This is a genomic window from Prolixibacter denitrificans (assembly GCF_003014495.1).
In the GTDB taxonomy this organism is placed as follows: domain Bacteria; phylum Bacteroidota; class Bacteroidia; order Bacteroidales; family Prolixibacteraceae; genus Prolixibacter; species Prolixibacter denitrificans.
Genome location: NZ_PYGC01000015.1, coordinates 38,589 through 58,711 on the forward strand (window position 1 = coordinate 38,589; position 20,123 = coordinate 58,711).

Below are 20,123 nucleotides of genomic sequence, written 5' to 3' on the forward strand. Positions count from 1 at the left end.
ATCATGAACAATAATATATTGAAAAAAGGGAGTCTGTATCTACTCTTACTTGCTTTAATCTTTAGTTTCTCATCATGCAAGAAGCAGCTGGATGAAGTTGTTTATTCACAGCTTACTACAGACAATGCTTTCGTGACCCAGGATGATGCTTTGGCTGCAGTCAATGGGCTATACGCAAATCTACACAGCATTTCTTATCGTCAGATTTTTTATGCCAATGATTTACCGACAGACGTTTGCTATAAGCAAAATTTACCGTTGGAGATTCTCAAAGAGAATGATCTGAATATGGATAACGATCTCAGCAATATGTGGACCGCTTTTTATGTGATTGTCAGTCGTTGTAACACAGCAATTGATAATATAAATAAGATTCCGGATGAGCAGTTCAATGATGCAGACGGAAACGCAACGACCCTTAAATCACGATATATTGCTGAAGCAAAATTTATGAGAGGCTGGGCGTTTATGGAACTGTCTAATCTTTTCTACAGAATTCCGATAAACACAAACAGTGAAATAAATCCGGCCGAGGAGTTGAAACTGGCAAGTATCGACTCGATTGATAACCAGATTATAACAGACTTGACTTATGCTGCAGCAAATTTACCTGGCTCCTATAGCGCCAGAGAAGATGCAGGACGTCCGACGTCTGGTGCAGCTAATGGAATGCTGGCTAAAGCTTATATGCGAATTGCCGGACGTGAAAGACTCGCCGGACAGGATGGAAGTGAAAATTGGAAAGCTGCTCTTCAATATGTCAATGCCGTTATTTCCAGTAATGAGTATTCATTGCAGCCTTCAGTGCTTGATGTATATGGATTGGATGATAGTAACGTTGCAACAGAGGGCCTGGCCAGAGGACTTGATTTGAATACGGACAAGTTATACAATAATGAAATTATCTGGGCTATTCGCTCCAATGGCGACGGCCCGCAAGGTTCGAGTGCAGTTGGATTGGTGTTTACTCCATGGAGCTTCGACATGGGATGGAACCTGCTTAATTTACCGCTGGAATTTGCGTGGTCTTTCAATCCTTCGGATACCCGATTGACTAAATTGGTTGTAACCAATTATCCTGATATTTATGATCCTACTGGGAAATTTTACAGCTATCCACCAACCATTAATGATGTTGGGACCATGTATCATGAGGTTAAGAACGCCGATGGACAAACAACAGAGATTCATTATGAATTAACTGAATGCTATACATTGAAATATAAATATCAAAATACAGGCCAGTACAATTACAATACTGCCAATAATGTTATTGTTCTTCGTTACGCAGACATCCTGTTGCTAAAAGCAGAAATTCTGAATGAACTTGGCCAATCGGGTGAAGCTGTCAACTATATCAACATGGTCAGAGAGCGTGCGTTTGGAGATAACACACACGATTTAAATGCCTCCAATCTTGGAGATCAGGATGCTGTCAGGAGTGCCATTTGTGATGAAAGAGCCTGGGAGCTGAACAACGAAGGGATGAGAAGACCCGATTTGATTCGTATGGGACTTTGGAAAGATCGCATGGGCAAATATTTCGATGCTATTAAGACCAAATACCAGATTAAAGAACACAATGCAGAGGTTATAGCAGATCAGGACGATCCGGCTAATGCACCTCATACGTTCGACTACAGTGCGAACTGGAAAATCTATCCGTCGTCTTCAGATTTGACAGATAACGATCCGCGACGTTATTTCCCAATTCCTAAAATCGAAACTGATCAAAATCCAAATCTCCTGAACAACAGACCCGGAGAATAACAAAATGTGAATTTCGGTTACCCCGAATCAGCGGGGTAACCGGAGTTCCTTTCATACAAAGATGAATTCCTGATGGAATTAATAAAGTGGCCTCTTTAGAGGTTTGAGTAAACCGCAAAGTTATGACTCATGAGAAAAATTAAATTAATATACATACTTCTCTTGTTGATGAGCAGCTTTTCATCTTGTACGAAAGATGAATTGTTAAATAGTTCAGATGTTTTGAAAGAAGTTATTGTAAAAGATGATAGCAATAAATTAAGGAATAACGTTGAAATTCAACTGAAAGAACCTGCAGCTGTCCAAATTGAATATTGGAAAAGCGGAAGTGAAGGAGAGGCGTTGACAACTCCTTTTACAGAAGATGGATTAAACCCTGTTGTCAAACTGATTTTATTAGAGCCAGATACAGTATATGACTTTCGGCTTACAATAAAAAAGGAAGCTACCCTATTTCATTCGCAGGTTTTTTCCTTCCATACGCGGTCTTTGCCGGATAATCTTTCTCCTTTCGAGAATCAGTTACCGGGATCAACATTCAGATTTAAGGGCTACATCAGTATTGCTACTAAGCCTGAAAACTCGTATTTGTATATGATTAATGACCAGGGGAAAATTGTGTGGTACCAGTCAGCTGATAATAAAACAATCGTCAATTCCACATTTGACCCGGTACATAATACTTTCCAGTGTATTCTTGGGCAAAACCCCAATGAGCAGTTTGGAGGAGATGAAATTCTGGTAATCGATTTATACGGCAACATCATCTTTAAGAGAACCTATGATGAACTGAAAAATCCTGATGTTCACCACGATTTCAGGCGGCTTCCCAATGGGGATTTAATCACGATAAATAGGTACAAAAAAGCATTTGATTTGTCGTCGAAAGGAGGAGGTACGAACGAGATTGTGAATGGAGATGGCCTTACAGTAATGGATCTGAACGGAAACATAAAATGGGAATGGAACTGTTTCTCAGCTATTAATCCATTGGATTACTCTTTTATAATGGATGAACCTCAAGGAGGACACCTTTCTCCTCGTCAGGACTTGTTACATGCCAATTCTGTCTCTCTGGATACTGATGGGAACTACTTAATGACATTCAACCGAATCAATCAACTATGGAAGATCAATTCCACGACTGGAGAGGTTATTTATAAATTAGGCGTTGACGGTGATGTTGATATGCCTCAGGAGGGATATACGTCAGGCATACATTCCTCGCATATCGACCTTGATGGCGAAATTATGGTCATTGATAATGGAAAGGCGAATCAGCAAACACGAGCGCTCTCTTTTGTTGTCGATGAAAAGGCCAAAACCGCAGTCTTAAAAAAAGATATCAAGTTCCCAACGGAATTGTTTACGATGAATCAGGGAAGCGCATATATGATGGATTCCCAACATATTCTTTTGGGCTCTACCATGTCAAAGACTATGGCAATCACTGATATGTCCGGCAATCCTGTTTGGCAGTATCAAACCGACGAGAAGTTTTTCAGAGCCTATTACATCGACAAGATAGACTTGACGAAATCACCGAATTAAAGGAAATAATCAAAATGAAAATATTACTGTTAGTTATCACGATAGTGCTTGGTATGTCTTCTTGCTCCAAAGAGAAGACTGATTACAATGCATTAAGGCCGACTCCCATTCGGTGGGATTTTAATAACCTGGATGGACTAGCGAAGGATCGGCCCGATATGATTGATAATTATTCACTGAAAGATGGTATCCTCGAAATTTTTACCCGTCCGGATACGTATGATCGGATTAAATTCAGATCGGAGGACAAGGCCTATGTACAAGGAAAATATTCGTGGAGGGTATTTGTCCCGGAAATGGGAACAGGAGACATGGCAAGCATCGGTTGCTTCTTATATAGTGATGACCAGCATGAGCTCGATTTTGAGATTGGTTATGGAAAAGAAACAGTTCGAAAATCCTTAAATGCTACCGATAATGAATTGGTGGTTTACATGACGTCACAGGGGAATCCTCACCACCAGCTAAAGACTACAATCCAAAGAAATCAGTGGTATAATTTGGATATCGATCTCGAGCTTAAAGACGGGAAATATATAGCCACCTGGTATATCAATGGCAATTCGATTACTTCACGGGAACTGGATTTTGGACCGGAGGAAACAAAATTCTATGTTTTCGTTAGTGTTGAAAACCTTACCTTTATGGGAGATCATATTCCGGCTCAAAGAAATTATGCGCAATTCGATTATATGGAGTATCAGTATAATTGATTCAATGAGCGAATATCGGCCGCTTAAAAACCAAACATATATTATACAAAATGATGCATCAACTAATTTTCCGCGTTGAAAGTAAACTACTCTTTTACTTTCTTGTGTTTATCCAACTAGCAAACATTTCCGTCGCTTCGGGGCAAACTCCGACTAAGAAAATCTCTCCGTGGTATATCTATAAGGAGGGTAGCAGTTTCGATGATCTGGCACCTTACAAGAACATTATCAGTTCGGTTAGTGTTTTCGGAAACCCGTCAAAGGAGTTTATTGATGAGTGTCATAAGAATGGCATTTTAGTTTATCATGGTGTCTCCGGAAAAGAAGAGGACATCGATACGCCCGCGAAAATTGAAGCAGTTGCCAATGAGTATGTCAATACCTGTAAATTGAAGGGATATGACGGCATTGATTTGGATTATGAGCAATTGGATCCTCAATTCCAGGGTGCATATTCGAAATTCTTAAGGGTGGTTTCGTTCAAACTGCACCGTTCGGGCAGGAAATTGAGTCATTGCGTCGGATTCTATCCATCATTAATCAATGACACGATTCCCAACATATTTTACGATCCCAAAGTAGTCGCTGAAACATGTGATTTAGTCCGTGTGATGTGTTACGATATGTATTATGCTCCGAACGTAGCAAATGGCATCGGCCCCACTTCTACATATCCCTGGACAAGGGATGCCATGAATTATTGGATGAAATATGTGCCGCGGAATAAATTAGTTATGGGACTGCCTGCATACTCAAATGATTATGCGATGACTCTGAAAGGGAAGGGGAGACAAGTATCTTCGAATGTCCCGGATGTTGATAGTTCGTCATTGCCCTCACCAACCTGGCTGTGGTACGAAAGAATTAACATTTACCTGTATAGTGCTCCTGACGGTAATGTCCATCTATTTTACGCCAGCGATGCGAGAAGTACGAAGAATCTGTTGGAATTGAGCGACGAGTTGGGAATTCATACCATCGGATTTTGGCACTTTGGTTCGGTCACTCCTCCGATGTGGGGCGAAGTCAAGGAATGGGAAAATAAATGATTTGATTGCGGGTGATTTTAAAATATTGTAATGAAGGTAGACATTCATTGTCATTTCGAATCTGTAACCGGCAAACGGTCTGATTCACATGACGAAGAACATGGTTTGTCCTGATGAATAAACTCTGGTATGGAATCTTTCGCATAGAGCCAGTTTAACAGAGGTTTATAAGTATCCGGGGAGGCGTCTGTCGAAACCATTGTATACGGATTGGCAGTTCGCTTGTTCAATGGTGATGTTTTCTTCCTGGTTATGACTGACTGAATATTAGGTTCACAGTAGCATAAACATACGAAAGACAGAAGGTCTTTCCCGGTACTTTTTTAACCAATTGTTCGAGCTTTACCCCGATGTATTTACAATTTGGGCGCTAAAGAGGGAGTCCCGATAGCTATTGTTACGGTGGGCTTTCTATCCGAATTCATCATTTGCATTCTCTTCCCCATCAATCCATAAAAAACAAAACGGTTATGAAAACAATGAAACTCATACTGGCCTTTTTCCTCCTTGCGGGAGTAGCTGTTTCCGCGCAGGCGGAGATCAACATCATTCCGCGTCCGGTGAGCGTAATGCCCGGCAACGGTACCTATACACTGACGGAGAAAACGGCCATTGTTTCGGGCGAAGCAACCCAATCCGAAGCCGCTTATCTGGCGGATATCCTGTCGAAAGCTTTCGGCGAAAAGCCGCACATCAAAGCGAAAGGCAAAGGCATCGAGCTGAAGCTGAATGCAGCCCTGCAAGACTCGCTGGGCGACGAAGGTTACCTGCTAACGGTTGAGCCCAAACGGATTGTCATCGAAGGGGCGACCCGTGCCGGTGTATTTTACGGCATTCAGTCGCTGCGACAGCTGTTGCCACCCGCGTTTGAGTTCCATCCCGACAAAGGAAAAACCGCTGCCTTATCGGTGGTGGCCATTGCCGATAAACCCCGGTTCCCATGGCGTGGATTTATGCTCGACGTGGCCCGTCATTTCAAGGGAGTAGACGTGGTGAAAGGTCTGCTCGACCAGATGGCGCTGATGAAGATGAACGTCTTCCACTGGCACCTGACGGATGACCAGGGATGGCGCATCGAAATCAAGAAGTACCCGAAACTGACATCGGTGGGCGGCTACCGGAAAGACACACAAGCGGCCCGTCACAGCGACAAACGCGAAGGCAAGCCACACAGCGGATTCTATACGCAGGAGCAAATCAAGGATATCTTTGCTTACGCCACCGCGCGGCACATTCGCATCGTTCCGGAGATTGAAATGCCCGGTCATGCTTCGGCAGCCATTGCAGCTTATCCGTGGCTCGGGGTGTTGGGAACCACGAAAGAGGTGCCGGTGACCTTTGGCAAGCTGCCCGACTCATTCAATATTGCCGATCCACGTGTTATTCAATTTCTGGAAGATGTGCTCACCGAAGTTTTCAACCTGTTTCCCGGCAAAGTGGTCCATATCGGGGGAGATGAGGTGATGTACGACGCGTGGAAGGAATCGGAAGCCATGCAGGCGTTGATGAAGAAGGAAGGACTGACGTCTCCCGCCGATTTACAAATCTGGTTCACCAACCGCATCTCGCAGTTCGTCGACAGTACGGGCCATCGCATGATGGGATGGAACGAAATCCTCGGCGATAACGTGCATGAGTGGCAGGATTCGGCCGATACGCAGGTAAAACAGACGCTCGCCAAATCGGCTATCATCGAATTCTGGAAAGGGAGCCTCGATTTGATCAACAAGGCGGTTTCGAATGGCTACGATGTGGTGAATGCTTACCACCGGATGACCTATCTCGATTATAACTATAAAATGATTCCGCTTTCGAAAGCCTATTCATTCAATCCCATTCCCGAAGGACTCGACCCGAAGTACGATTCGAAGATATTAGGTTTCGGGTGCCAGATGTGGAGTGAATGGATTCCCACCACGCAGTCGATGGATCTGAAGATATTCCCCCGGTTAGCCGCTTACGCTGAAGTAGGCTGGACGCCGCTGCCCGATAAAAACTATCAACGCTTCCTCGACGCCCTGCACAACATGGAACAACGCTGGCAGCTGGAAGGCATCGATTACTACAAAGGTGAGGAATAGGGAATATTCAACGATATAAAATGCAAAGCACATAGAGCCGGGGAATTTCCCCGGCTTTGCTGTTATGGTACGTTGGTTAATGACCGTTTTCCCCGTAGGGTCACGACAAGTCGTGACCGTGTCGCTAGCCAATCACGATAAATTGCAGGTGTTTGTCATGTGGCCACGATGTATCCCGTTTCTACCGTGTTTGCGATATGGGGTATGTGCGTTTGCATTGTAGGGTCAGGATATATCCTGACCGATTCGCTACCCGGTTGCCTGCAGTTTTTGATGTTTGGTGCACGGCCGGGATGTATCCCGACCCTGCAATGTTTGTGATATTGGATGGTGCGTGTTTTCGATGTAGGGTCAGGACATGTCCTGACCGTTACAACGCGCTATCCCCGGACATTTCCGGTGTTTGTCATTCGGCCACGATATATAGTGGCCCTACAAAGCTGCTGCCGTCGCTACCTTATAATGTATTTAGATCTGCTTACTGATTTCGGTGGTTTGGCCGGAATGAATTTGGAATAATACTTTTCCTGAGCGATAGGTGTCACCGACCTTGTACCTGTACTCCAGGTAATAATTACCGGGATTCAGATTTTTAACTGTAAGAACACCCTGATCCATACTGGCATCGAGTCCGGCTAATTCGGTCGATGTATTGTCTGCCAGATAGATAGTGTAATCGAAGCCGGGTAGCACTCCCGTTCCTACGGTGAAGGTTGCTTTCAAGGTACCGGTTCTCAGGCTTACTTCGTCTTTTTGGCAACTGCTGAAGGTAGCGAGGATAGCTACGAAAAGCAGCATCATTTTAAAGGTCCTTTTGTTGGTCATTTTCTAAGCGTTTTTTTATTGATGAAATGTGGCGATAGTTTTGCCGTTGATGGTCCTGCCTGGTCACATGAAACGGGAAAGGATATCGCTGTTCGTTTAGTTTGGTCGGCGGCCGGGAGAACGGTAATCAGTTGCCGACTACGCGCTTATGTCAAATATAATAAATATTTATCCGGTTAACGAAGAGATACAAAAATTTTATGACGTATCCCGCAGAGTCACGGCATGTCCTGACCGTTGCATAATCCTGTGCCTGTAATTTTAGGCGTTTGGTGCACGGCCACGATATTTCGTGGCCCTACAGCATTTGTGATATAGGGTATGTGCGTTTGCATTGTAGGGGCAGGATATATCTCATTCCGGCAACCAAATACCATCCATCCGTCAGTACCCGGCTTACAACTGGAAAGTTAGTTCCGTTGTTTTGCCCGAATGAATTTGAAACAGTACCTGCTTCGAGTAGTACCTGTCGGCAATGGTGTAGTTATAATTTAAGTAGTAGTTCCCCGGATTCAGGTCTTTGACGGTAAGCACTCCCTCGAACAGGTTTTTATCGAGACCGGATATCGCCTTCGACGCATTGCTCTCGAGGGTAATGGTATAATCAATTACCGGAAGATAGTTGTTGTTGGGCGTGAAGTTCACTTTTAATGCGCCGGTTCTCAGGCTTACCTCGTCTTTTTTGCAACTGCTGAAGGTAGCCAGGATAGCTACGAAAATCAACATCATCTTTAAGGTCGTCTTGTTGGTCATTTTATTTTTGTTTTTATGGTTGATGTGATGCAACAATGCGTTCATCCGCACACGCTCCTGTTATGCAGGAATCGGCGGACAATGATATCGCTAAAAACCAAAGTTAGTTCGCTGCTTGGTAATCACAATCGGTTACCGGTGATGCGGTTAACCCAAATGTAGTAAATATTTATCCGGTTAACGAAGAGATACAAAAGTTTTATGACGTATCCACGGGGTCACGACATGTCGTGACCGTTGCAACGCGCTATCCCCAAACATTTCCGGTGTTTGTCATGTGGCCACGATGTATCGTGGCCCTACCGTTCTTGTGATATTGGTTGGTGTGTGTTCGATGTAGGGTCAGGACATGTCCTGACCGTTACAACGCGCTATCCCATGATATTCCCTGTATTTATCAAGCGGCCACGATATATCGTGGCCCTACTGCGCTGTTAGGTTGCCTTTGCAGCGTTCAGTTCGTCATTTGCAGCGGCCCCAAGTCCCCTTCAGGGGATTAGGGGTGAATAATACGGCCCATCCAGACCGCTGCACTACCGGTTCCCCGTACTACATCGAAATAGAAATAAAAAAAGAGGCCATGTTCTGACCTCTTCATATCATTATTGCAGTTATTTGATGCTAAATGGTGTCTTCCTAGCTCGCCGGCGGATACTGATCAATCAGTTTGTTCTGTTTCGCAGCGGCCTTCAGGAAATCCTTTACCGTCATGGGTTTGTACCCGCGCGAACGGTTCAGGTGGCCCACCTTGAAGAGTAGGCTCTGCGATTTGAACAGCGCTTTGTACAGTTTGAAGATCGAAACCTCGGGGTCCCAGGCGCTGATGGCTTCCGAACCGGCACCGTTGATTTCGATGATGGAGAATCCTTCGCCTTTTTGCAGCAGCTCGGTCGATTCGAAGCGCACATCGAAGCGGCCAAAGTAGAACTCCGGCATACTTTGCGCGATGGCATCGATGCGGGCACTCAGCTCCGGCGTAATCAGATGACTGGCATCGCGGTAGAGACCGCCTACGCGGATGCTCCCGATAAACGACAGGCGAATCAGTTCACCGTCGGCCGGCACCATGTCGAGGTACTGCTTCTCGAGGCTCATGTGCTCGGTTTTCCCGCCCAGGTAATAATCGGCATGAGTTTTCATGCGCGGGTTGTTGCGGATAAGGTCGCGCAGCGTCGATGTTCCGTCGCCATACACATACGGGAAATAGCGCAACGTCACCGAAATCACCTTACCGTGTTCCTCGCCGGGATAGCGGACGTAAAAGATACCCGCTTCGCCGTCGTGTTGCACCGGACGCTGCAGCAGCAGTTTTTCCCCTTTCGGGTATTCATCCAGATAATGGAGCAGGTGCGCATCCTCTTCCACGAGGCGCACGCCGTAACCCTGCCAGCCCACGTCGGGTTTCACCACCACCGGGAACTCCAGGCCTTTTTCCTTCATCAGCGAAAGCGCGTCCTGCAAATCGGCATCCACGCCCTTGCCGTTTCGTTCGAAAGTCACAAACTCGGCGACCCATTGCTGGTGGTCGTCGCCAACCTGTTCCATGATATCGCTCTTCGATTCGCCCCAGAAACCGCCGGTTTCAATCATGGGGTTCGATACCGTGGGCAGGGTCAGTGAACGATAACGTGCCGAGAGGAATAACCAGCGTAATCCGACCGGTAAATAAAATAATCCGTTGGGGAGGCGTTCAGCCAGCGAGACGAACCTTTTCAGTCCATCGGGTGACGGCATCCCGGTATGCCTGTTTTTCCGTCCGGGCTTATATGTTTTCAGCATTTTCAAAAATGAAGGAGCTTCGTCGTCGTCGAGGGCCCGTTCGGTCACCTTGGCGAACTTCGGTTTCAGCAGGCTGGTGGAGGCGAATACAATAACGATGATGGCGACGAGTATCCACGCCCAGTAGTTCAGGTGGACCAGTACCAAATCGCCGAACACAATCACCAGAGTGAGGGCGATGGAGGTGTACACGCCACCGGTGATGGCCGACAGCAGGGTAAACCGTCCCAGCGGGATTTTGAACCAGCCACAAGCCACGAAAGTGGGGAAGAGGAGGCCCGGTGTGAGGCGGCACATGATGAGCACCTTCGTCAGGTTCGATTCAATCCAGTTGTGGAGGCGTTCGACCTTGGGGCCAATGATTTTGCGCCGCAGCCAGGCGTTCTTTTGGGCAAACCGTCCGAGGAGATAAATGAATACATCGCCGGCGACAATTCCCGTGAAAACGGCAGTATAGACCAACACGAGCGGTACGTGATGCTCGACACGCGAGAACCCCGCCGCCAGTATGGCAGCATCCTCGTGGATGAAGGTCAGGAAGAATATCGCGAGAAAATGCTTCAACCATGTGAGGTTAAAAAGCGTCATCGTCATATCTGTATCGTTAAGGTAAACCCTTTTAGTTGGTTGGTCGCCGCCAAAAGCGCGACTTCCACCGGAACTAAAATACTCAATTTGTTTTATTATTTAACAGGTAAAAGTTGAAAAATGCGGTTCGCCCGCTGGCCCCTTCATTACCCGCCTGTTACCCCATTAGACAGCCGGAGCCGATGTTTTGTTACAGTTTGGCAATACATTCTTCCACAGTTTTTTCGGCCGGATGCTTATGGAAACCTGTTTTAAGGAAAATTCCGGCCAGTAGATGAACATAACCGTCACATTTGGGTCAGTTGACGGCCGTTGTATGACCGTTGTAGAGACGCCCGATTCGGGCGTCTTTACGGGCGCGTTGATGGTGGTGAATAATTGTCTGAACCGGGATTACGCAGATTACTAATTGGTCAATTCATCCGCAATCATGGTAGCTTGTTTTAAGACCGTTTCTGTGGCGAGTTTTTGCATATCAGGTGGATAGCCGAAACGTCTTAGCAACCGCTTAACTGCCACTTTTAACTTAGCCCTCACGCTCTCTTTGATTTGCCAGTCAATCGATGCGTTCTTTTTGATCGTTTCGGTCAATACAATGGCTAATTCCCGAAGTTTGTCCTGCTGCATCAGTTCCCGGGCACTATCATTATTAGCGACAGCGGTATAAAAAGCATATTCGTAGTCCGACATACCCATCTTCTGGGGGCCCTCTTTTACATCGACCACATGTTTGCTCAGTTTAATCAACTCGTCGATTACCTCAGCAGCTGTCAGTATCTTATTGTGATAGCGTTTGATGGAATTTTCGAGCATCTCCATCAGCGACTTTCCTTCGATCAGGTTATACCGGGCCAACGATTTTATCTCGTCGTTCAGTAACTTCTTGAGAACCTCCATCGCAACGTTCTTGTGCTCCATTCCCTTCAATTCCAACAGGAACTCTTCCGAGAGGATGGAGATATCCGGCTTTTTAATCCCCGCCGCATCGAATACATCTATTACCTGCTCCGATACCAGTGCCTGATCAATCACCTGTCGGATGGTCGTTTCAATCTCTTCGTCGGTACGTCCCGAGCCGGTGCCGTCAAATTTCACCAACCGGGCCTTTACCGCCTGGAAAAATGCCACCTCATCTTTTACGTCCAGCGCTTCTTCATGCGGAATCGCGATAGCAAAGGCCTGCGAAAGCTGCGTGACTTCCTTAATGTACCGTTTCTTTCCGTCTTCCAGTCCCAGGATGTGTTCTTCAGCTTCCAGAATAAGCGAAAGCTTTTTGGAGGTATGGGCAGCAAAGTAATCTTCGTAGGCAAAACCATGGAAGAGTCCCGAAACAACACTCAACTTCTCCTGCATCAGTTCGACGGCTTTTTGTTGTGTTTCAGCCGGGTCGCCTTTTCCTCCGGCATCGGAGTAGAAGGAGAGGGCCTTCTTTAGATCGGAAGCAATCCCCAGGTAATCGACCACCAATCCCCCCGGCTTATCCATGTATACGCGGTTCACACGGGCAATGGCCTGCATCAGGTTGTGCCCTTTCATGGGTTTATCGATGTACAGCGTGTGCATACTGGGTACATCGAAGCCGGTGAGCCACATATCCCGAACGATAACCAGTTTCAGTTCGTCTTTCGGGTCCCGCATCCGATCGGCCAGCTTTTTACGTTGCTGTTTGGTCGTGTGATGTTTGGATATGAGAGCTCCTTCCGAACTGGAAGAAGTCATTACTACCTTGATAACTCCTTTGTCCAATTCGTCGGAATGCCATTCAGGACGTAACCGGATAATTTCCCGGTATAGTTCTGCTGCAATTCGCCGGCTCATCGATACGATCATTCCTTTGCCATCAAATACTTCCTGACGTTGTTCAAAGTGAGTGATCATATCACGGGCAATATTTCTGACCCGGTTTTCACTGCCAATCAATGCTTCCAGTTGAGTCCATTTGGCTTTCGCCTTCTGTGTTTCGGTCAGTTCATCTTCGCCCAGCTCGTCGTCAAGCTCTTCAACCAGTTTTTTCCCTGCCTCTGTCAGGGCTACTTTGGCTAGTCGGCTTTCGTAATAGATTTTTACCGTGGCGCCATCATTTACGGCCTGGGCAATGTCGTATACATCGATGTAGTTACCGAAAACTGCCGGTGTATTGATATCGGTACTTTCAATTGGCGTACCGGTAAAGCCCAGATAGGTAGCATTAGGCAGGGCGTCGCGCATGTACTTGGCAAAACCATAGCGTACGGCTCCGGTATCTTTATCGGTTTTGGCTTTAAAACCGTATTGGGTGCGGTGTGCTTCATCGGCTATCACCACAATGTTTTCGCGCTCCGACAAGGTCTCGTACACGTTGCCCTCTTCCGGTTGAAATTTCTGAATGGTCGAGAAGACAACCCCGCCGGAAGCAACTTTCAATTTTTCTTTTAAATCATCACGGCTCTCTGCCTGGCGGGGTTCCTGCCGGAGCAATTGGGTCGATGCGGCGAAGGTATCAAATAACTGATCGTCCAAATCGTTGCGATCGGTAATAATGACCACCGTGGGGTTATCCATGGCCAGTACAAGCTTTCCGGTGTAGAAAACCATCGACAACGACTTACCACTTCCCTGTGTATGCCACACAACGCCACCTTTCCGGTCACCACGGGGTTGTTGAAAGGCACTGGGCACTCCGTAACTCTCCGGATGCTCTTCCACTACATTCCCTTCGAACGAAGGTTGATAATAGGTTTCATAACCTGCCGCCCGCAGGGTCGATTCAACCGCACGGTTCACCGCATAATATTGATGATAGGCTGCCAGTTTTTTAACGGTTGTGACAGTCACAATACCATCCGTATCTTCTTTCTTATTCTTTTCGAAAACGATAAAATGCCTAATCAAATCTAGCAGCGTCTCTTTGTTCAGCATTCCCCGAACCAAGGTCTCCAACTGGCTGATAAGTCGCGAAGCCTCGGTTTTCCCGTCGTCCGACTTCCACGCCATGTAGCGGGTAAATCCGGCCGAAAGAGAACCGGCCCGGGCTTCCAGGCCATCGGATATCACATTAAACGCATTGTAGGTAAAAAGGGTAGAGATGCTGTCTTTGTAGGTTTCCACTTGCCGGAAGGCCGACTGTATGGTGGCCTGGTCACCCGCAGCATTTTTAAGTTCCATCACCACCAGGGGCAGACCGTTCACAAACAGAATCACATCAGGGCGTTTGTTGATTCCGTTCTCTATCACCGTAAACTGGTTCACTACCGTGAATTCGTTATTCTCCGGATGGGCAAAGTCCACCAACCAAACTAAATCGCCCCGCTCATTACCTTCTTTCTGGTAGCTGACATTGATCCCTTCCGTTAGCAGCCGGTGAAAGGTTTCGTTATTGGCCAGCAATTCGGGTGAATGAATACGTTGTACCTCCTTCAGGGCTTCCTCCTGCGATGAAACGGGTAGCGAAGGATTAATTCGTCCGATGGCTGCTCGTAGCTGATTGGTCAGTAGAACCTCTTCGTAGCTATCGCGAAGCGGATGGTCGCCGTCGGGCGCAATATCGGGGCCGTACAGATATTGATAGTTCAGCCGCGTCAGCAGTTCAATAACGAATTCTTCGATGGTATTTTCGGTTAATCGGGTCATTTTTATTGGTGGTTGTAATTTGGATTCAATGAATCAGTCTTCCATTTCAATGGATTATTCACAATATAGGCAGAAATATTGTGATAGGATTTTTCATTTCGGATAATGTGTTCCCAATAATTGCGCTGCCATAATTTACCGTCGAATGGTTGCCAATGATCGTTTTTTACGCCGCGGATATATTCGTTTGTCGTCAACGATTTAAATGCCCCAATGATATCCCCCAATCGTTTTTGATTCGTCGCGGCAATTCCTTGCGCCTCCGTTGGGTCAATCTCCTCTGGTTTCGTTGGGGCAATCCCTTGTGGTCCCGTTGGGTCAATCTCCTCTGGTTTCGTTGGGGCAATCCCCTCTTGTTTCGTTGGGTCAACCCCTTGTGGTCCCGTTGGGGCAATCCCTTGTGGTTGCCCCCTATCCCTGCCGTCCAATTTAGGGTCACCCACAAGGGATGACCCTACCTGGGATGACCCTGCCGCCGGTGTTTCAATGATTTCGACGATGGCGTGAAAATGGTTGGGCATGACCATCATTTCGTGGCATTTTATGTCCGGAAATTTGTTTTCCAATTCATAAAACCATTTTTGTATCATCTGTCCGGCGGGATTCGTCTGCATGGTTCCGTTGACAATATCGCCAAACAAACAGAACCGGTTTTTCACGCATAGGGTGACAAAATACAATCCGGCCTGCGCATAATCGTATCCTTTTAACCGGATAGACCGTCGGTGATGGATTTGCGGATTGTATTTCATTGCTCGGTTTTATTGACGATGTACACGGCTATTCACCCCGTACATCATTTTACGCAATTCTTTGGCGTCGGCGCGGCTGTAGAAACCGTCGTCCTGATATTCGTAGCTTACCTTCAGGCGGTCGCCCATTTTTTGTTCAATGCGTTTCCGTCCCAGATATTTGAACCAGGCTTGTTCTTCCACCGAAACAGGGTCTCGTTTGCCGTTGGCTACCTCGACAAACAATTCCTGTCGTTTGGTAAGCGGGGCCAGTTCGCCATCGGTTAATGCCTGGAACCAGTGTCCCCATCTTTCTAATATTTTTAATTCTTCTTCTGTGAAAATGGCATGGTTACAATCCACCACAAAAGGGCCTTTTTGGCTGATGTAATCGTTATGGATTCTTCGGTCAGTCATGTTGGTTAATTTTTATTGCTCATGCAACCTATTTCCGGCTAACAAGCAGTTAGTTCTCCGGAACAACTTTAGTGACTTCTGCTATATGGCTTCGCTTTTCTTTTTTTCCATAATAATTGAACCATGAATGCATTAAAAGAATCTTCTGTGAAGCAGGGATTCTGGTAATAAAAGAATATTTATTTTTCAGACCAGGTTCAATAAAAAAATATTCAGCTTTTTTAGGTAGAAATGAACCTTCACTCAGTGTCGTTGGAAAATTCACCTGCCCACCGTAGTTATAATTTAACTCAACGACATCATGGTTTGATAATGACTCCACTTTGAACTTGAAATCATTCATTTTATGTTGGACTTTTCCTTTATTTTCCACGTAAGCGTTTAATTCAACAATCCACCATTCACCTAATTTTTCATGAAAGACGATATCTACAGAAAAATCTATTAGAGCTTGGTGCTCTCGTTGTCTATAGAATCGACGATATGTCCAAATACCTCCAACAATGATACCTGTACCAGTGGTAAGATTCTTAAATATGCTTGCCCATGTTTCAGATCTTGTTATCCAGTCTAATAAAATCATCGGTCTTAATTTTGTTTAATTCTATAGTTAAAGATTTACTCTTACCTCGCCACTCATCAATTTCGGCAACAACGTATCCCTCATTTTTTCAAGGACGCGGATTTGTTTTTGGTTATATTTTATCTTCTCAATGGATGGATTTACAACATCATTAAATTTAGTTACTACATCAATAGGAGGGATAGCAATTGGAAATTTTGCTAATGTATTCCAATTTGTTCTTGGCATCCGTGTACCTCCAGAAGCGGAATTTGCAAAATCAACGACTTTGGTTTGGAAAAAAGCAAATAAGCTAAATGCAAACCATGCATTTGACTTTGCCCTTATAACTAAAATATCGGTGGAGCATACTCCAGGAAACGGTGCAAAACAGACTTTATGGAAGTAAGGTCTTAGTTTTCCAAAGAGTATATCATTCTCAATGAATTGAAATTTGTTACTTTGAACAGAAGCAGAGCTGGCATATTTATTTAAGGCGATACTTTTTTTATCAATGTGCTCTAAGGCGACATATCGAAGAGAAGAGGGCATCTCTTCTTTTTTTATGTTGGCTTTTATATTGTCGGTCAGATCACCTAAGCTTCCTTCTCTCCAATTCTCCTCCGCTTCTTCTACAAACCACTGCCGAAACAAAGTCTCTGCCATTGCTTCCAGTGTTTGGTTCTGGCGGTGCAGCAGGTCGATTTTATCGTCGAGGCTGGAAAGCACTTCGGCGATGGCTTTTTGCTCGGGAAGGGGAGGGAGCGTTATCGGATAATTTTTTAAGGCTGTAAAATTAAAAACAGGCTGGACCGAATTTGAACTAATGGTCTGTATGTGATTACTGACATCAAATGAAGAAAAAAAGTAATAAACAAAATCTTGATGTGCTATCTCAGGATCGGGTTCAAGCATCATTGTATTCGTAGAAAGAACGAATTTGTCAATATTATTAAATGACGTTAAAATTCCTACTTTACCAATTGTTCCGACCTTAGGAAAAACTAACGAACCTATTTTGGCTTGATGCCTAGAAAGTGAATTATATTTTTCAATAGTTACATAACGCCTATCATTCCAAATACATTTCCGTCCTTGGATATTTTTCCCTTGAATAACAAGTACACCATTATCAACATAATCCTTCGTTTTGAGGTTTGAGCCGAAAGGTGCGTCAGCCATATTCAAAGCAATTTCATGAATTTTATATTTTTTCCACTCACTCATTGGTGTTTTGTCTTTTTATTGTTGCCTTCGAGAGCCTCAGGCAACGAGCTGTTCTCTCCTTGGTGGCTGAGCTTGTCGAAGCAGTGGCTGAGGTTCTCTTCTTGGTGGCTGAGGTTCTCTTCTTGGTGGCTGAGGTTCTCGAAGCCACCCTTCATCTTCTCGAAGCCACCCTTATCCCGATATGCCTTTGCCAACTTCGGAAGCATATCCAGGTTCCCGTTTATCAGCGCCTCCTTCTTTTTCCGGCTCCAGCCTTGTACCTGTTTTTCGCGGTAAAAGGCATCGTCTATTCTTGCGTATTCTTCATAATATACCAGGCGAACGGGCAAATGCCTCCGGGTATGGTTGGCCCCTTCGCCTGATTGGTGCTGTGCAAGCCGTTGCTCCAAATCTTTTGTGCTTCCGGTATAATAGCTGCCATCCGAACATTCGAGTATGTACATATACCCTTTATTCATTTTCGAATTTGATTTTAGCCAGGTTCGCAGCAATTCGTTCATTCAGTTCAGCCTCTTCTTGCAACTGGGCTTCAAACTCTGCTTTCAGGGCGGTGAAGCGTTCTTTAAAGTCAAAGTCATCATCCGCATCAGCCAGGCCTACGTAGCGGCCGGGTGTTAGAATATAGTCCAGTTCGCGTACCCGGTCAATGGGAGCCGAGTTACAAAAACCCTTCACATCTTCATAGGCGGCTGAGCTTGTCGAGTTGATGGTTGAGCTTGTCGAAGCCCGCCACTTGTGGTACGTGTCGGCAATTTTATTAATATCGTCTTCCGAAAGTTCCCGGGTGCGGCGGTTAATCAGGTGCCCCATATCGCGGGCATCGATAAACAGGATCTCTTTTCCTTTTCGGGGAAAGCGCCCGGAGGCTGAGGTTCTCGAATCGGAGGCTGAGGTTTTCGAATCGGAGGCTGAGGTTCTCGAATCGGTGGCTGAGGTTCTCGAAGCCACCTTTCCTTCTGTCGAAGGCCTACTCATGAACCACAGTGAGGCCGGTATCTGGGTGTTCAGAAACAGTTTCGCCGGAAGGTTCACAATGCAATCGATCAGGCCTGCCTCTACCAGTTGCTTCCGTATTTCCCCTTCACCCGATGTTTTCGAGGTAAGCGAACCCTTGGCCAATACAAATCCGGCTTGTCCGCTGGGTGCCAGGTGAAACAGGAAGTGCTGTATCCAGGCATAGTTGGCATTTCCGGTTGGCGGTGCTCCATATTGCCAGCGGGCGTCGGTGCGCATCAGTTCGCCGCTCCAGTCGCTCACATTAAAAGGAGGATTGGCTATTATGTAATCGAATCGTTTGTCCTTGTGTGCATCGTTCAAAAAGGAACCCTCGTTGTTCCAGATAACCTGCGAACTGTCTATTCCACGGATGGCCAGGTTCATCATGGCCAGTCGCCAGGTGGTCTGGTTGCTTTCCTGTCCGTATATCGATATGTCGTTTACTTTTCCCTGGTGTTGCAATACAAACTTTTCCGACTGCACAAACATACCACCCGAGCCGCAGCATGGGTCAAATACGCGTCCTTTGTAAGGCTCCAGCATTTCCACCAATAGTTCTACCACACTTCGCGGCGTATAGAACTGTCCGCCCTTTTTCCCTTCGGCCAAAGCAAACTCGCCCAGGAAATACTCGAAAACGTGTCCCAGTACATCAGCACTGCGGGCCTTGGTATCGCCTAACGCGATATTGCCAATCAGGTCAATCAGTTCGCCCAGACTCGTCGGGTCGAGGTTTTGCCGGGCATATACTTTGGGTAGCACACCTTTCAGTTGCCGGTTCTCGCGCTCAATGGCATCCATCGATTCGTCAATCGTTTTCCCGATGGTAGGTTGTTTGGCGTGGCTTTGCAAAAAAGGCCAGCGGGCTGAGGGTGGAACAAAGAATACATTCTCGGCCCGGTATTCATCTTTGTCTTCGGGGTCGGCACCTTCGTATTCACCTTCGCCCTTTTGCAATTTGGCGTGCAGCTCTTCAAAAGCATCCGATATATATTTCAAAAAAATCAGTCCCAGTACCACGTGCTTGTACTCGGCCGCATCGATGTTTTTTCGTAGTTTATCCGCCGACTTCCACAACTGTTTCTCCAACGGTTCTTCCGTTTGCTTCCCGTTCTTCTTCGCCATTCTATATATAAAATGTTGTTAATCTTTAACTTCTTCTTACCACACCTGTCCTCACGATTATTTTCAAATTTAACAAAATGAACGAATCCCTGTCGCAGGCATTTCATGTTTTTCGGAATGGTGTAATTGTCTGAACCGGGATTACGCAGATTGAAACGGTGTAGAGACGCAAGCATTGCGTCTCAATGTTCGTATCGTTTGGAAATGCTGCAAAATCACTGGAGCTCCTGCATCTTATGTACAGTGTCTTTTAATCTGTGTAATCCAATAATCTGGTTAATCCGGGTTCAGACATTTTAATCCGGTTCAGACCATCTCATACGCCATACCCCTGTCTCTTCTGTCAT

The 20,123-nt window shown here is 45.9% G+C and carries 16 protein-coding genes and 1 pseudogene; 6 read left to right on the top strand and 11 right to left on the bottom strand.

Features of this window, described 5'->3' with window-relative positions; translation table 11 throughout:
• Window positions 1-3 precede the first annotated feature (3 nt).
• The 5 genes from CLV93_RS18925 to CLV93_RS18945 all read left to right on the top strand — a co-directional run bounded on the left by CLV93_RS18925 (window position 4) and on the right by CLV93_RS18945 (window position 7,164).
• A complete protein-coding gene (locus CLV93_RS18925; protein ID WP_106543798.1) occupies window positions 4-1,770 on the top strand; it encodes a RagB/SusD family nutrient uptake outer membrane protein in 1,767 nt (588 codons plus the stop codon).
• 129 nt (window positions 1,771-1,899) lie between these two features.
• Complete coding sequence (locus CLV93_RS18930) at window positions 1,900-3,321, top strand: aryl-sulfate sulfotransferase (protein WP_106543799.1); 1,422 nt, start codon at window positions 1,900-1,902, stop codon at window positions 3,319-3,321.
• Between the two features lie 14 nt (window positions 3,322-3,335).
• Window positions 3,336-4,034, top strand: a complete 699-nt coding sequence (locus CLV93_RS18935; protein ID WP_146142088.1) for a hypothetical protein — start codon at window positions 3,336-3,338, stop codon at window positions 4,032-4,034.
• Between the two features lie 50 nt (window positions 4,035-4,084).
• Complete coding sequence (locus CLV93_RS18940; RefSeq protein ID WP_211297917.1) at window positions 4,085-5,083, top strand: glycosyl hydrolase family 18 protein; 999 nt, start codon at window positions 4,085-4,087, stop codon at window positions 5,081-5,083.
• 470 nt (window positions 5,084-5,553) lie between these two features.
• Entirely contained in the window at window positions 5,554-7,164 is a 1,611-nt protein-coding gene (locus tag CLV93_RS18945; RefSeq protein WP_106543801.1) for a beta-N-acetylhexosaminidase, read from the top strand.
• Window positions 7,165-7,632: 468 nt separating this feature from the next.
• Here CLV93_RS18945 and CLV93_RS18950 read toward each other — a convergent pair whose 3' ends face one another.
• The 4 genes and pseudogenes from CLV93_RS18950 to CLV93_RS20715 form a co-directional block, all read right to left on the bottom strand.
• Window positions 7,633-7,989: a hypothetical protein gene (locus CLV93_RS18950; RefSeq protein ID WP_106543802.1), complete on the bottom strand. Its 357-nt coding sequence runs from the start codon at window positions 7,987-7,989 to the stop codon at window positions 7,633-7,635.
• Window positions 7,990-8,385: 396 nt separating this feature from the next.
• The gene (locus CLV93_RS18955; protein WP_146142089.1) at window positions 8,386-8,742 is read right to left on the bottom strand and encodes a hypothetical protein; all 357 of its coding nucleotides are present in this window, start codon (window positions 8,740-8,742) and stop codon (window positions 8,386-8,388) included.
• A gap of 636 nt (window positions 8,743-9,378) precedes the next feature.
• Window positions 9,379-10,569 carry a hypothetical protein gene (locus tag CLV93_RS18960; RefSeq protein ID WP_246187250.1) on the bottom strand — a complete coding sequence of 397 codons (1,191 nt, stop codon included), beginning with the start codon at window positions 10,567-10,569 and terminating at the stop codon, window positions 9,379-9,381.
• A 201-nt stretch (window positions 10,570-10,770) separates the two neighbouring features.
• Window positions 10,771-11,115, bottom strand: a pseudogene (locus CLV93_RS20715) (hypothetical protein); the annotation flags it as partial.
• Between the two features lie 268 nt (window positions 11,116-11,383).
• On the opposite strand from CLV93_RS20715, the gene CLV93_RS20580 reads away from it, so the two are divergent.
• The gene (locus CLV93_RS20580; RefSeq protein ID WP_281351387.1) at window positions 11,384-11,518 is read left to right on the top strand and encodes a hypothetical protein; all 135 of its coding nucleotides are present in this window, start codon (window positions 11,384-11,386) and stop codon (window positions 11,516-11,518) included.
• On the opposite strand, the gene CLV93_RS18965 is transcribed toward CLV93_RS20580, so the two are convergent.
• Genes CLV93_RS18965 through CLV93_RS18995 form a run of 7 tightly spaced genes read right to left on the bottom strand, consistent with a single transcriptional unit; the run spans window position 11,515 to window position 19,776 of the window.
• Window positions 11,515-14,718, bottom strand: a complete 3,204-nt coding sequence (locus tag CLV93_RS18965) for a type I restriction endonuclease subunit R (RefSeq protein WP_106543805.1) — start codon at window positions 14,716-14,718, stop codon at window positions 11,515-11,517. The genes CLV93_RS20580 and CLV93_RS18965 overlap by 4 nt on opposite strands.
• A 2-nt stretch (window positions 14,719-14,720) precedes the next feature.
• Complete coding sequence (locus CLV93_RS18970) at window positions 14,721-15,470, bottom strand: transposase (RefSeq protein WP_106543806.1); 750 nt, start codon at window positions 15,468-15,470, stop codon at window positions 14,721-14,723.
• 9 nt (window positions 15,471-15,479) lie between these two features.
• The gene (gene maoP / locus CLV93_RS18975) at window positions 15,480-15,866 is read right to left on the bottom strand and encodes a DUF413 domain-containing protein (RefSeq protein ID WP_106543807.1); all 387 of its coding nucleotides are present in this window, start codon (window positions 15,864-15,866) and stop codon (window positions 15,480-15,482) included.
• Window positions 15,867-15,915: 49 nt separating this feature from the next.
• Window positions 15,916-16,449: a hypothetical protein gene (locus CLV93_RS18980; RefSeq protein WP_106543808.1), complete on the bottom strand. Its 534-nt coding sequence runs from the start codon at window positions 16,447-16,449 to the stop codon at window positions 15,916-15,918.
• A 27-nt stretch (window positions 16,450-16,476) separates the two neighbouring features.
• Window positions 16,477-17,655, bottom strand: coding sequence for a restriction endonuclease subunit S (locus CLV93_RS18985; RefSeq protein ID WP_106543809.1), 1,179 nt, complete (start codon window positions 17,653-17,655; stop codon window positions 16,477-16,479).
• Entirely contained in the window at window positions 17,652-18,113 is a 462-nt protein-coding gene (locus CLV93_RS20395; RefSeq protein ID WP_211297918.1) for a GIY-YIG nuclease family protein, read from the bottom strand. Before CLV93_RS20395 ends, CLV93_RS18985 begins: the two co-directional genes overlap by 4 nt.
• A complete protein-coding gene (locus CLV93_RS18995; protein ID WP_106543810.1) occupies window positions 18,106-19,776 on the bottom strand; it encodes a type I restriction-modification system subunit M in 1,671 nt (556 codons plus the stop codon). Before CLV93_RS18995 ends, CLV93_RS20395 begins: the two co-directional genes overlap by 8 nt.
• Window positions 19,777-20,123 lie beyond the last annotated feature (347 nt).